The organism is Candidatus Eisenbacteria bacterium, assembly GCA_030017955.1.
Lineage (GTDB): Bacteria > Eisenbacteria > RBG-16-71-46 > JASEGR01 > JASEGR01 > JASEGR01.
Genome location: JASEGR010000239.1, coordinates 243 through 505, shown reverse-complemented (window position 1 = coordinate 505; position 263 = coordinate 243). Strand labels below are relative to the sequence as shown.

Here is a 263-nt window from a genome sequence, read left to right as displayed (position 1 = left end):
GATGGTATTTAGCCTTGGAGGGTGGTCCCCCCAGCTTCCCACAGGATTCCACGTGTCCTGTGGTACTCAGGATACCGCTTCGGTTTCTGCACCATTTCGCTTACGGGCCTATCACCTTCTATGGATGTCCTTTCCAGAACATTCAGCTATAATGCAGTGTTCCTACTTGTGCGGTCCTACAACCCCCTCCCTAACACACAGTGTCAGTCACCCCAGTGTAAATCTTTAGTATTAATTTCCTGACTTTTCAGTTTTTACTGACA

General features: G+C 47.9%; 1 rRNA gene (only partly in view). It reads right to left on the bottom strand.

Annotated features, from left to right (window positions below):
- Positions 1 to 263, bottom strand: a 23S ribosomal RNA gene (locus QME66_14000) (its annotated part extends past both window edges: 319 nt to the left, 242 nt to the right); the annotation flags it as partial.